The sequence below is a fragment of the Pectinatus frisingensis genome (assembly GCF_015732285.1).
Lineage (GTDB): Bacteria > Bacillota > Negativicutes > Selenomonadales > Selenomonadaceae > Pectinatus > Pectinatus frisingensis.
In genome coordinates this window covers 69,761-82,226 of the sequence record NZ_WIQU01000040.1, presented here as the reverse complement: position 1 = coordinate 82,226, position 12,466 = coordinate 69,761, and the positions used below count along the sequence as shown (strand labels likewise).

The following is a 12,466-nucleotide window of genomic DNA, read 5'->3' as shown; positions in this document are numbered from 1 at the left end:
GAATTTATCAATCCTTCTCTTAATAAAATTACTGTTCGGCACTGATGATCTGGTCATAAATATAACCTTCCCGCATTCCCGTATCACTATACGTCAGTTGTTCTGCCTGAAAATACCGGCAGATAATGTCTATAATTACCATCCCCGGTACAATTGTCTGCAGTCTATCCGGCACAGATTTCAAAAGCATTATTATATCTTTTTCCTGCACAGCTGTATCCCGCATATATTTTTTTATCATCGTAATAAAATCTGCCGTTTTTAACATCATATTGTCATCGTTACATTGAAACAGATGGTTATATAAAATCCGCATGCTTTTTATTGTACCGCCTATCCCGCAAATATACGGAGCAGGTGGTACTGTAAAACCATCCGCCTTCTTTAAGGCATCTGTCACATATCTTTCCATATCATTGACTTCCGCACTGCTCGGTAAAAAATCTTCAACAAAATCAGTGTGTAAGGAAAGTGCCCCTAATGGCAAACTAATTTTTTTCTCTATATTTTTATCTATATAATAAATAAGCTCCGTACTGCCACCGCCCACATCAATAATCAGTCCTGTCGGAACATCCACTCCATGCATTACACCAATAAAATCAAAAGCAGCTTCCTCATCACCGGTTATCACCCGTATTGCTATTCCGGTACGTTTTTGCAGTTCATCGACCACAGCCCGGCTGTTTTTTACATTACGAATTGCTGCAGTAGCAAACGCTGAAACATTTTTTATATGAAAATCAACCAAAAAATCACGAAATTCATTCAAACTGTCACAAGCTTTATCTATACCCTGCTGCTGCATCAAATTATTTTTAACATAACCTGCCAGCCCTATTAAATGCTTTTTTTTCGTAAGCATCTCAATTTTTCCATACTCAATATTATATATTGCCATTCTTATCGTACTTGAGCCAATATCAATCACTGCATACAGCATTTTATTCTCCCCCAGGCGTTATCATCATATACTAATTCATTATTTAAACAAATCCCATACTTGCTTGCCAATCAAAGAAATCGTCATAATAACAAACAACGGCTTTACATAAACCGCTCCGCGCGACAGTGCCGCTTTAGTACCACAGTATGCCCCGGCTATCATTGCTATCCCCATTGGGACAGCATAATGAAAATAAACTTGACCAAAATAAACAAAGGTAATCATTGCTGCGAAATTACTGGCAAAATTCAGCACTCGCGCATTTGCTGCCGCCCCAACAAAATCAAGTCCTATATAAAGAAATGCAAACATCAAAAATGACCCTGCTCCCGGTCCAAAAAAACCATCATAGAACCCTAATATAAAAGCCAGCGAAGTACTGACAAGAAGGATTTTTTTCGTCACACCATTATAAGAAACCGATTGCCCCCAATTTTTGCGGCACAACGTGTAAATGGTGATCAGCACCAACAAAACCACTACAAGTGGTCGTAAAAAATCAGCCGGTATTTGCCGTACCACAATCACCCCACAAAAAGACCCCACTAAAGACAAAGGAAATAAGTACTTTATAAGTCCCGTCGTCACTTTTCCGCTTCGCATATAAGTCACAGCACTTGTAAAAGACCCCATAACCGATGCCATTTTATTAGTTGCCATGGCCGCAACAGGATCAATACCCGTAAGTAAAAGTACAGGCAGCGATATTATCCCTCCACCACCGGCTATTGCATCAACAAAGCTGGCAATAAATCCACCGCATATCAAAAATAATATTGTATTGAGATCATCCAAAATAAAATACTGCCCCCATATCATTTATTAAATATACTCTATTTACTAATTTGCTCCCAACAGTATATTTCCTTTAAAATAAATTTTGTTAAAATTAATTTGAAAAATACATTGACAAGCATCTATAAATTTAATATACTATTTAACGTTCGGGGCATGGCTCAGTTTGGTAGAGCACCTGGCTTGGGACCAGGGGGTCGCAGGTTCGAATCCTGCTGCTCCGACCAATTTTTAAATATAATGCTGTAAGCGCAGTTTTTTGTTTTACCCTCTTGTCAATTGGCAGGAGGGTTTTTCATTCATGAATTTATTTGTCCATTATACTGCCGGAAAAACCTGTCAGTGTAGCAAAATAATCATCTATCGTCTCTGCCCGGCGGATCAGTTCAACCATTCCGTCAGTTCTGATTAATAATTCAGCACTGCGCAGTTTGCCATTATAATTAAATCCCATTGAATGCCCATGTGCCCCCGTATCATAAATAATAACCTTATCACCAATGGATATTGGCGGCAATTTACGGTTAATAGCAAACTTGTCACAGTTTTCACAAAGTGAGCCTGTTACGTCATATGTGCATGTACATGGTTCATTTTCCTTACCGACAACAGTCATATGATGATATGCGCCATACATTCCCGGACGCATTAAATTGGCCATTGATGCGTCAAGACCAATATAATCCTTATATGTCTTTTTTTCATGCAGGACAGTAGCCACCAAATAACCGTACGGACCCGTTATTGCCCGGCCTGATTCAAAAGCTATCTGTGTCTGTACTAATCCGGCGGGAATCAATATTTTTTCATAAGCTTTTTTAATGCCTTGGCTTACAGCTTCAATATTTACTTTCTTCTCTTCTGGTCTATAAGGAATGCCTATACCGCCGCCCAAATTGATAAATTCCATTGCTATACCCAGTTTTTCCTTCAATTCTACAGCCAGCTTAAACATCATTTCAGCCGTGGCAATAAATGCACCGTCATGCAGTTCATTGGAAATTACCATCGTATGCAGGCCAAATCTTTTCAATCCCTTTTCCTTCATTATTTTATAAGCGGCAAACAATTGTTCTTTCGTCAAACCATACTTTGCTTCTTCCGGTTTTCCGATTATGTCATTGCCCTCAATTACAGGACCCGGATTATAACGAAACGAAATCACTTTTGGCAGTCCGGCATTTTTTTCCAAGTACTCAATATGTGAAATATCATCTAAATTTATTATTGCCCCGAGTTCGATAGCTTTTTGAAATTCATCTGCCGGAGTATCGTTAGATGTCAACATAATACTCTCACCGGTGATCCCCGCTTTATCAGCCAATATCAGTTCAGGTAAAGAACTGCAGTCAGCACCAGCGCCTTCTTGTCTTAGTATTTGCAGCAGCCGTGGATTTGGTGCTGCCTTTACTGCATAATATTCGCGAAATCCCGGTGCCCAGTCAAAAGCTTTGAACAACCGTCTAATATTCAAACGAATCGCTCTTTCATCATAGATATGAAATGGCGTTGGATATTTTTTTATAATTTCTTCGAGTTTCTCCGCTGTTAATGGGAAATTTTTTTTTGCCATTAAATGTTCCTCCATTTTAATAATCTTTACTGAAGCAATTACTCGGTCTGTTTTACCTGCGGCAGCAACTCACTTTAGTTAAACTGCACCTTTTATATACAACAATCACAAAACACCGGGATCCGCCGTACGAGCAGCAGCCTCATAAAAACGGCTGCATATGACGGTTCCGTCATACCGATGTGTTGATAATTATAACATTGTGCAAAAAAAACTGTCAATTTAAAATGACAGTAGCAGCACAATGAAATTGTCATATTGTAAATTTATCCCAATATCGTAATGTTAATTGGCAAAAATTTTTTCAATTAATAATTAAATATATTGCGTTAAATAAAAACAGAATTTATAATAAGAACAACATTTTTTATCACTGTGTTTGATTAATTCACACAAATTACATGATTATTGGAGTATTGATATGCAAAGAAAGAAAAGGAAGTATTCCCCCTTAATTATATTACTGCTGGTATTTGCCGCTGCTGCTGCCTGCGGCGCTGTTTTTGCAGGCTTTTTTGATGATACACCTAAAGCGGCTAAGCAAGATGGTATGCTTGTAGCATCCGACAAGGCAACGGTCATGATAATGGGCGTTGATTCAAGAGACGGTGATGTTGGCAGAAGTGATACACTGATGGTTGCAACTATCGATCCCAAGAAAAAACAGGCTGCCTTACTATCTATTCCGCGTGACACACGTGTCAAGATCCAAGGTCATGGTTGGGACAAGATAAATGCGGCTTATGCTTACGGTGGCCATAACCTTACCCGTCAAACAGTGGAACAATTTTTGGATGTTCCGATGGATCATTACGTAATAATCAATATGGAAAGTTTTCAAAAAATAATCGACGCCATCGGCGGTGTCGATATCGATGTAGAAAAGCGTATGATATATAACGATCCCTGGGATGACAACGGTGGCCTGCATATCGATTTATCTCCCGGCATGCAGCATATGGACGGAAAAACAGCTATCACCTACGTACGTTATCGTGATGAAGAAGGGGATATCGGCCGGATAAAACGGCAGCAAAAATTTATGAAAGCCGTTATGGATAAAGTACTTTCCCCATCGATCATTCCACGTATACCGGCAATCGTCGCCGAAATATTTGAAACAGTAAAAACCGACATGTCAATACGTCAGTTACTTGCTTTTTTTGGTTCCCTGCGCGAAGCCCAAAACAATGGATTAAAATCCGAAATGGTTCCTGGTATTCCTATGTATATTGATGGCATAAGTTACTGGATACCAGATATAACTAAATTGCGCAGTGCCCTGGCTGATACACTTGATATCGACATGACACCATCCATGCGTGCATCTATGGAACGGACCAACAGTGAATATAAAGATTCCATCCCATCAACGGCTCGGGAAATTCCGGCAGATGATCCGGCAATAGGCCGTTTACCGGATACACCGCATATCACCAAATCAACCGGTGATGAAAATAAATTAAAAAAATCCGACAAAACTTCTACTATCCCTAAAAGTGAATTAAAAGAACCTTCTGCCGGTCAGGACGCAGCAGACCATACTCAACAAAATTCACCAGCCGGGACTGCACCTTCTCGTGGCAATCAGTCGATTGGTAAAAACTAATCAATTAGTAAAAAAATCAATAAAATGCTTGCATTTTATTTTCAATTATGATAAAATCATTTTTGCTCGTAACTGATAGTTCTATAAATAAGAGTATCGGCGCCTTCGTCAAGCGGTTAANCGATTCCGCTCTGAGGCACCATCTGTTTGGACAATTTAGCCGGCCTGCCAGTTTAAAATTGACATGGTAGTCGGTCAATGCTATGATATACGGGGATAAAGTCCCCGTATATTTTTTTGTCATAGGAGGAACCCTGCCAAATGATTGAACGTTATACCAACCCAGAAATGGGACATATCTGGACACTTCAACATGAATTTGAAGTGATGCTTGACGTGGAAATAGCAGCTTGTGAGGCAATGGCTGATCTCGGAGAAATTCCTAAGGAAGCAGCCAAAAATATTCGAGCCAAGGCAAAATTTGATCTGCCACGCGTAAAAGAGATTGAAAAAGTTACCAATCATGACATTATTGCTTTCCTTACCAACGTTGCTGAATACGTAGGTGATGATTCCAAATATATCCACAAGGGACTTACTTCAAGTGATGTAAAAGATACCGCACTTGGTATTATGATGAAAAAATCAGCTGACATAATTATTGAAGATATCAAAAAATTGCGTGAAGTCTTATTACGCCGTGCCGATGAACATCGTCATACGCCCTGTATCGGCCGCACTCACGGCATCCATGCCGAACCGATGACTTTAGGACTGAAATTTGCTCTTTGGTATTCGGAACTGGGCCGCGACTTAGAACGTATCGAACATGCCCGCAAGATTGTATCGGTGGGTAAATTATCAGGTGCTGTAGGTACATATTCTAATATTGATCCCCGCATTGAAGAATTGGTGTGCAAAAAGCTGGGGCTTACACCTGTACCGCTGGCTACACAGGTGGTACAACGTGACCGTCATGCCGAATATATGACAATGCTTGCCATTACTGCCAGCTCTTTAGAAAGATTTGCTACAGAAATTCGTAATTGGCAGCGCACCGATATTCGCGAAGCTGAAGAATATTTCAGTCCCGGTCAAAAGGGATCTTCTGCCATGCCGCATAAACGCAATCCTATAACCTGCGAAAGAATCTCAGGTCTGGCCCGGCTGGTCCGCGGCAATGCATTAGCATCAATGGAAGATATAACATTATGGCACGAACGCGATATTTCTCATTCTTCCGTTGAACGTGTAATACTGCCTGACAGTACAATTATCGTTGATTATTGCTTACGCAAATTTACTAACATAATAGATAAATTACTCATCTACCCTGATAATATGATGAAAAACATGAATAAAACCGGTGGTCTTATCTACAGTCAGCGTATCATGCTGGCAATTGTAAATAAGGGTGTCCTGCGCGAAGATGCTTACAAATGGGTGCAGCGCAATGCAATGCGCCGTTGGCTGGAAGGCGAAGATTTTCGCTCCAACATAGAAAAAGATCCTGATATTATGCATTACCTCACCAAAGAAGAAGTGGACAGCTGTTTTGATTATAAATGGTTCCTGCGTCATGTTGATATGATATTGAGCCGCTTTGGCATTTAATACCAACACTTTAATTTATCCAAACTATTCTACCATGAATGACTATTTGAATGAATTTTAAACCTGCAGTTTTACTGCTATAGAAAGAGGGATTCTATATGTCAACAGTCGTTGTTACAGGCACACAATGGGGTGACGAGGGAAAAGGCAAAATTGTTGATTATCTTGCTGAACAATCTGATATCGTTGTGCGTTATCAAGGCGGCAGCAATGCCGGACATACTGTAAGCGTCGGCGGCAAAGAATTTAAATTACGCCTCATGCCTTCAGGTATATTATACAAGGGGAAAAAATGTATCATTGGTGATGGTGTCGTTTTTGATCCCGAAGTGCTTCTATCCGAAATAGAAAACCTAAAAAAAGAAGGCATAGAAATTGCCGACTATCTGATTTCCAATCGGGCACAAGTGGTTATGCCTTATCATCGTTTAATGGATGGTTTGGAAGAAGACAACCGCGGCCATGCCAAGATCGGCACCACTAAGCGTGGTATTGGTCCTTGCTATATGGACCGTGACAGAAGAATCGGTATCCGCATGTGTGATCTCATCGATGATGAAGTATTTGCCGCTAAACTAAAAACTAATCTTGAAACCAAGAACCGTGAACTGGAGATACTTTACGGACAACAGCCACTCAGTTATGAAAAAATATTAAAGGAATACCGCGGCTATGCGGATAAACTTCGTCCCTTTATAATCGATACTCCTTCATATCTTAACAAAGCAGTCCGGGACGGCAAAAAAGTCCTGTTTGAAGGAGCCCAAGCCACAATGCTTGATATCGACTATGGTACATACCCTTATGTTACCGCTTCACATCCGATTGCCGGTGGCGTATGCGTGGGTGCCGGAATCGGTCCAAGAAACATCAACACTACGGTCGGTGTTGTAAAGGCTTACTGTACCCGCGTTGGTGAAGGTCCATTCCCAACAGAACAACTCAATGAGATTGGCAATAAAATCCGCAATGTAGGTCATGAATTTGGCACCGTTACAGGGCGTCCCCGTCGTACCGGCTGGCTCGATGCATGTGTTGTAAAATACGCCGGATATCTAGGCAGTCTGGATTATCTTGCCATCACCCGGTTAGATATTCTGGATCATTTTGATGAAATAAAAATGTGTGTAGCTTATAAATATAATGGCAAAATAATTGACGAAATGCCCGCCAACCTGCGTATTCTCGGTAAAATAGAACCGGTATATGAAACTTTTGCCGGATGGAACACCGATACGTGCGCTATCAGGAAATACGAAGATTTGCCTAAAGAAGCGCAAATATACCTAAAACGACTGTCCGAAGTCACTGATGTAAAAATCGGTTTTGTGTCAGTTGGTCCTAACCGTGATCAAACAATTGTCTGTGCTCACAATATATTTTAAGGATAAAACGGCATTGCATATTTTTATACAGTGCCGTTTTTTAGCAAAATGATGAATACTAACTTCTCTACTGAAACCCGTCTTACCAAACAGCTTTGTTTTGCTGCTGCCAGATATCTGATATGGCACAACATCGTTTTTCAATTATTTTTCGTCTTAGGTATTATTTTGACTGCTATATGTCCACTTTACATCATAAATGGTTATTCCTTCATTCAGGCATTTTGGGCTGACGTTGCTTTTATTCCCGGTATATTCCTTATCGCTGCACTCGGAACTGCACCATGGTTTATCGGCAAAAATTTCTATAAAAAAGACGGTGACTGCATCATTAAAATGACTTTTAGTGATACCGGCATCGTCGTCAATAAGAATCATGAAATAATTAAATTGAACTATACGGATATAAAAAAATATCATCAAACCAGCCAATACTTTTTTATCTGGACAAGGGAACTTGATTCGATCATGTATGTAATTGCCAAAGACACTTTTACAGAAGGTACCCCCGCTGATTTCACCCTATTTTTGCGTACAAGACTTGGCCAAACCAAAATTAATGATTAGGACTAATGACAATGAATGAAAATTTTATTACGGAGACCCGCTTTAATCGTAAACTTTGCCGCGAATTTATTAGTTATGTAAACCTTCATAAACAGATATGGTTATATGCCCTGCTTCTCGTACTTGTAAGTATTCTTGAATACAGGAACAGCCATTCCATAGAACGTATCGGCTTGTTTGTCCTGGCAATGTTTCTGATGTATTTTGTTGCCAGCTATATCAGTATGCTTATTCTAGTCAAACGCAGCGGAAAATCCTTGAAAATACGTTTTTATGAACATCACATGTTTATAGAAACAGACACTAAACGAGAAAAAATACCATATAACACCATAAGTAAAATAGTTGAACGAGATACTTGTTTTTATCTGTTCCTGAAAAAAAATAAAGGTTCATTTATAATTGAAAAAAAAGGTTTTTCTAAAGGCAATGTCACCAAATTTTATAATTTTATGACAGATCATTTGTCAATAAAAGCCACATAAAGGGGTATCGGTATATGAGTATTGTCGATAAAATCTTAACTGCCAATAAGGCATTCATGAAATCTTCCCATACACCTATCAGCAAATTTCCCCAATACCATGCAGCAATTGTTACCTGTATGGACACGCGTTTAGTTAATTTTTTGGAACCGGCCGCGGGAATAGAGCGCGGTACTGTGAAAATCATAAAGACAGCCGGTAATACTGTAGGCAGTGATTTTAATGATGTAATAAAAAGTCTTATGATTTGTGTTTATGAACTCCAAGTAAAAGAAATAGTAGTTATCGGACATTATCAATGCGGTATGGAGAAAACCACTTCACAAGGTCTTGTCGATCATATGCGCATCCATGGCATTAACGATAATATTATCAATGATATTTTGCCGGATTTAAGAAACTGGGCCGATGCATTCCACACATCCTGCCAGAATGTTACGGAATCAGTTGCCAATATCAAGGCCAGTAAGTATTTACCCGATGATATACCTGTGCATGGCCTTATCATTGACCCGGACACCGGAAAAATTGATTTAATAAAATAATATTAATATCAAATAAAATCCTATAAAAACCCACTGTATCTATTTTGAGGACAATCGTAGTCTGATAGTGCAGCGGGCTTTTTAATAATGTTTTACCTGATCATTTGCCAAAATTGGACTTTTAGTTCGAAAAATGGTAATATATATGTGAATATTTATGCTCTCAAGCGGCTATTCTGCCGTTTATTATACATTTGAGGTGAGAAAGTGGCAGACGATTTTGATAAAAATAACGAGACTCCAAATCAAGATCAGGGAGGATCTAACCAACTGGGAAATTTAGGCAAGGTCATTCCTGTTAAACTTGAGGAAGAGATGAAAACCTCTTATATCGATTACGCTATGAGTGTTATCGTTACGAGAGCGCTGCCTGATGTGCGCGATGGATTAAAACCGGTTCACCGTCGTATACTGTACGCCATGCAGGAAGCAGGTATGGCATCGAATAAACCTTACAAAAAATCAGCACGTATTGTCGGGGAAGTTTTAGGTAAGTATCATCCGCATGGTGACACTTCGGTATATGAAACAATAGTACGCATGGCACAAAACTTTTCCTATCGTTATATGCTGGCTGACGGACATGGTAATTTTGGTTCCGTCGATGGTGATTCGGCGGCGGCAATGCGTTATACTGAAGTCCGTATGTCTAAAATAGCCGAAATAATGCTGTCCGACATTGATAAGGACACTGTCGATTTCATGCCTAACTATGATGAATCCTTAAAAGAACCTACTGTACTGCCTTCCAAAATGCCAAATCTTTTAGTTAATGGCTCTGCCGGCATTGCTGTGGGCATGGCGACTAACATTCCACCACACAATTTAGGTGAAGTTATTGACGGCATCTTGATGATGATCGATAATCCTGATGTGACTATTGCAGAATTGATGACCGCTATCAAGGGACCTGATTTTCCTACCGGCGGATTGATTATGGGTACTGAGGGAATCATTTCCGCCTATACAACAGGCCGTGGTGCGGTAAAAATGCGAGCCTGCACCCATATCGAAGAAAAACCCAATGGTAAATCACGCATAATTGTCACAGAATTGCCCTATCAGGTAAATAAAGCCAGGTTGGTGGAAAAAATAGCGCAATTAGTCCGTGATAAAACCATAGAGGGAATTACCGGATTAAATGATGAATCTGATCGCAACGGCATGAGCGTTGTCATTGACCTGCGCCGTGATATCAACCCCGACGTAATTTTAAACCAGCTTTACCGTCATACTCAATTGCAAGATACTTTCGGCGTGATAATGCTGGCTTTGGTAGATGGACATCCACGGATACTGACTTTAACACAAATACTTAATTATTACATCAAGCATCAAGAAAGTGTTGTCCGTCGGCGGACACAATTCGACCTTGACAAGGCAAAAGCCCGTGCTCATATATTGGAAGGACTGACCATAGCCCTTGAAAATTTAGACGCAGTTATCTCCACTATCAGAAATTCCCGTACAGCCGATATTGCCAAGGAAAGTTTAACAGCTAATTATGGTCTCAGTGACAAACAAGCCCAGGCAATTCTGGATTTACGGCTGCAGCGTTTAACCGGTTTAGAACAGGAAAAAATTGAAGAAGAATATAAACAGGTTTTACAAACAATCGAAGAATTAAAAGATATTTTAGCCGATGAACAGAAAATCCTCAATATTATTAAGGAAGAACTTATTGAAGTAAAACATAAGTTTAATGACAAACGCCGTACTCAGATAACTCAGGACCTTTCGGAAATCAATCTGGCCGATTTAATTGCCGAGGAAGATATCGTAGTAACTATGACGCATAATAACTACGTTAAACGCCAGCCTGTAGCTGTTTACAGGAGTCAAAAGCGCGGTGGGCGCGGTGTAACAGGCATGGGGACCAAAGAAGAAGATTTTGTAGAAAATATGATAATAACCTCTACGCATAGAAAAATCCTTTTCTTTACCAACCGTGGCCGCGTATATCAATTAATGGGTTATGAAATTCCTGAATCAGGCCGGACTGCTAAGGGAACTGCCGTAATAAATCTTCTGCCGGTCGAACCAGGTGAAAAAATAACGGCTGTCATCCCCATAGATACTTTTGATGACCATAAATATTTATTTATGACTACTAAAAATGGTATCATCAAAAAAACTGTTCTCAGTGAATATGATACGGCCCGGAAAAAGACTGGTCTTATTGCATTATCCCTCGACGATGATGACGAATTAATTGCAGTAAAGCTGACCGACGGCGATCGCCAGGTGATTTTGGGTACTAAAAAAGGCTATGCTATTTCCTTTAAGGAAAGCGATGTACGTTCTATGGGACGCAACACACGCGGTGTCAAAGGCATTTCTTTACGCCCCGATGATGCCGTCATCGGCATGGATAATGTTCACAGCGGTGCCGAAGTCCTCACAGTAACACAAAACGGCTATGGAAAGCGCACTTCCGTTACGGAATATCGTCGTCAAACCCGTGGGGGTAAAGGTATAATCAATATTAAGGTTACTGCAAAAACCGGCGAAGTCATCGGTATAAAAGTGGTCCGCCAAGACCAGGAATTTATGTTGATAACAAATGAAGGTATCGTCATTCGTTCTGAAATCAATGGAATTTCCGTGATCAGCCGTAATACCCAGGGAGTAAAACTAATGAAAACAGAAGCTAATGACAGTGTCGCAGCCATGGCTGTATTTGATTCTGAAAATGATGCTTGATTTTCGTTATTTTAAAGGAGCATCCTGATGAATGATCTAGGAAAACTGATGATATATGCCGGTCTGATATTGATTATCGCCGGACTGATATTTCATTTTGGCGGAAAGTTTCTGCCGCTTGGTAAACTTCCCGGTGATTTCAAGTGGGAAAGCAAGGGGTTCGGTATATATTTTCCTCTGGCTTCCTCAATACTCATAAGTATATTATTAACTATTATTTTAAATTTATTCTCAAAGCATTGAACAGTGCCCGGCAGTGTGAAAACATACTGCCGGGCATTTACTTACTGTTCTTATCAATAAA

Annotated in this window: 11 protein-coding genes and 1 tRNA gene; 9 read left to right on the top strand and 3 right to left on the bottom strand. The window is 39.9% G+C overall.

The annotated features are described in order from the left end of the window. Positions 1-28 precede the first annotated feature (28 nt). Together I6751_RS07200 and I6751_RS07195 are read right to left on the bottom strand one after the other, a co-directional pair. The gene (locus I6751_RS07200) at positions 29-943 is read right to left on the bottom strand and encodes a Ppx/GppA phosphatase family protein (RefSeq protein ID WP_196590782.1); all 915 of its coding nucleotides are present in this window, start codon (positions 941-943) and stop codon (positions 29-31) included. A gap of 39 nt (positions 944-982) precedes the next feature. Then, positions 983-1,765 (bottom strand): sulfite exporter TauE/SafE family protein, encoded by a 783-nt coding sequence (locus tag I6751_RS07195; RefSeq protein WP_182187067.1) that lies wholly within the window; start codon positions 1,763-1,765, stop codon positions 983-985. A 126-nt stretch (positions 1,766-1,891) separates the two neighbouring features. Between I6751_RS07195 and I6751_RS07190 the strand changes: the two genes are divergently transcribed. Beyond that, positions 1,892-1,968, top strand: a tRNA-Pro gene (locus I6751_RS07190). Positions 1,969-2,048: 80 nt separating this feature from the next. Here I6751_RS07190 and I6751_RS07185 read toward each other — a convergent pair. Beyond that, entirely contained in the window at positions 2,049-3,314 is a 1,266-nt protein-coding gene (locus tag I6751_RS07185) for a diaminopimelate decarboxylase family protein (protein ID WP_196590783.1), read from the bottom strand. Positions 3,315-3,735: 421 nt separating this feature from the next. On the opposite strand from I6751_RS07185, the gene I6751_RS07180 reads away from it, so the two are divergent. From I6751_RS07180 to I6751_RS07145, 8 genes are all read left to right on the top strand, one after another. Then, complete coding sequence (locus I6751_RS07180) at positions 3,736-4,923, top strand: LCP family protein (RefSeq protein WP_196590784.1); 1,188 nt, start codon at positions 3,736-3,738, stop codon at positions 4,921-4,923. Positions 4,924-5,184: 261 nt separating this feature from the next. Further along, positions 5,185-6,477, top strand: a complete 1,293-nt coding sequence (gene purB, locus I6751_RS07175) for an adenylosuccinate lyase (protein WP_196590785.1) — start codon at positions 5,185-5,187, stop codon at positions 6,475-6,477. A gap of 98 nt (positions 6,478-6,575) precedes the next feature. Continuing rightward, complete coding sequence (locus tag I6751_RS07170; protein WP_182187075.1) at positions 6,576-7,862, top strand: adenylosuccinate synthase; 1,287 nt, start codon at positions 6,576-6,578, stop codon at positions 7,860-7,862. A gap of 48 nt (positions 7,863-7,910) precedes the next feature. After that, positions 7,911-8,429, top strand: coding sequence for a YcxB family protein (locus tag I6751_RS07165; RefSeq protein WP_182187077.1), 519 nt, complete (start codon positions 7,911-7,913; stop codon positions 8,427-8,429). An 11-nt stretch (positions 8,430-8,440) separates the two neighbouring features. Then, entirely contained in the window at positions 8,441-8,914 is a 474-nt protein-coding gene (locus tag I6751_RS07160; RefSeq protein WP_182187079.1) for a YcxB family protein, read from the top strand. Between the two features lie 14 nt (positions 8,915-8,928). Next, entirely contained in the window at positions 8,929-9,459 is a 531-nt protein-coding gene (locus tag I6751_RS07155; RefSeq protein WP_182187081.1) for a beta-class carbonic anhydrase, read from the top strand. A 270-nt stretch (positions 9,460-9,729) separates the two neighbouring features. After that, positions 9,730-12,162 (top strand): DNA gyrase subunit A, encoded by a 2,433-nt coding sequence (gyrA, locus tag I6751_RS07150; RefSeq protein ID WP_268233969.1) that lies wholly within the window; start codon positions 9,730-9,732, stop codon positions 12,160-12,162. Positions 12,163-12,189: 27 nt separating this feature from the next. Further along, complete coding sequence (locus I6751_RS07145; RefSeq protein ID WP_182187083.1) at positions 12,190-12,405, top strand: DUF2905 domain-containing protein; 216 nt, start codon at positions 12,190-12,192, stop codon at positions 12,403-12,405. Positions 12,406-12,466 lie beyond the last annotated feature (61 nt).

Excerpts from the sequence above, each read along its gene's own strand:
- I6751_RS07145 (WP_182187083.1), top strand. The coding sequence starts at position 12,190 with ATGAATGATCTAGGAAAACTGATGATATATGCCGGTCTGATATTGATT.
- I6751_RS07195 (WP_182187067.1), bottom strand. The coding sequence starts at position 1,765 with ATGATATGGGGGCAGTATTTTATTTTGGATGATCTCAATACAATATTA.
- I6751_RS07185 (WP_196590783.1), bottom strand. The coding sequence starts at position 3,314 with ATGGCAAAAAAAAATTTCCCATTAACAGCGGAGAAACTCGAAGAAATT.
- I6751_RS07160 (WP_182187079.1), top strand. The coding sequence starts at position 8,441 with ATGAATGAAAATTTTATTACGGAGACCCGCTTTAATCGTAAACTTTGC.
- I6751_RS07155 (WP_182187081.1), top strand. The coding sequence starts at position 8,929 with ATGAGTATTGTCGATAAAATCTTAACTGCCAATAAGGCATTCATGAAA.
- I6751_RS07180 (WP_196590784.1), top strand. The coding sequence starts at position 3,736 with ATGCAAAGAAAGAAAAGGAAGTATTCCCCCTTAATTATATTACTGCTG.
- purB (WP_196590785.1), top strand. The coding sequence starts at position 5,185 with ATGATTGAACGTTATACCAACCCAGAAATGGGACATATCTGGACACTT.
- I6751_RS07170 (WP_182187075.1), top strand. The coding sequence starts at position 6,576 with ATGTCAACAGTCGTTGTTACAGGCACACAATGGGGTGACGAGGGAAAA.
- I6751_RS07200 (WP_196590782.1), bottom strand. The coding sequence starts at position 943 with ATGCTGTATGCAGTGATTGATATTGGCTCAAGTACGATAAGAATGGCA.
- I6751_RS07165 (WP_182187077.1), top strand. The coding sequence starts at position 7,911 with ATGATGAATACTAACTTCTCTACTGAAACCCGTCTTACCAAACAGCTT.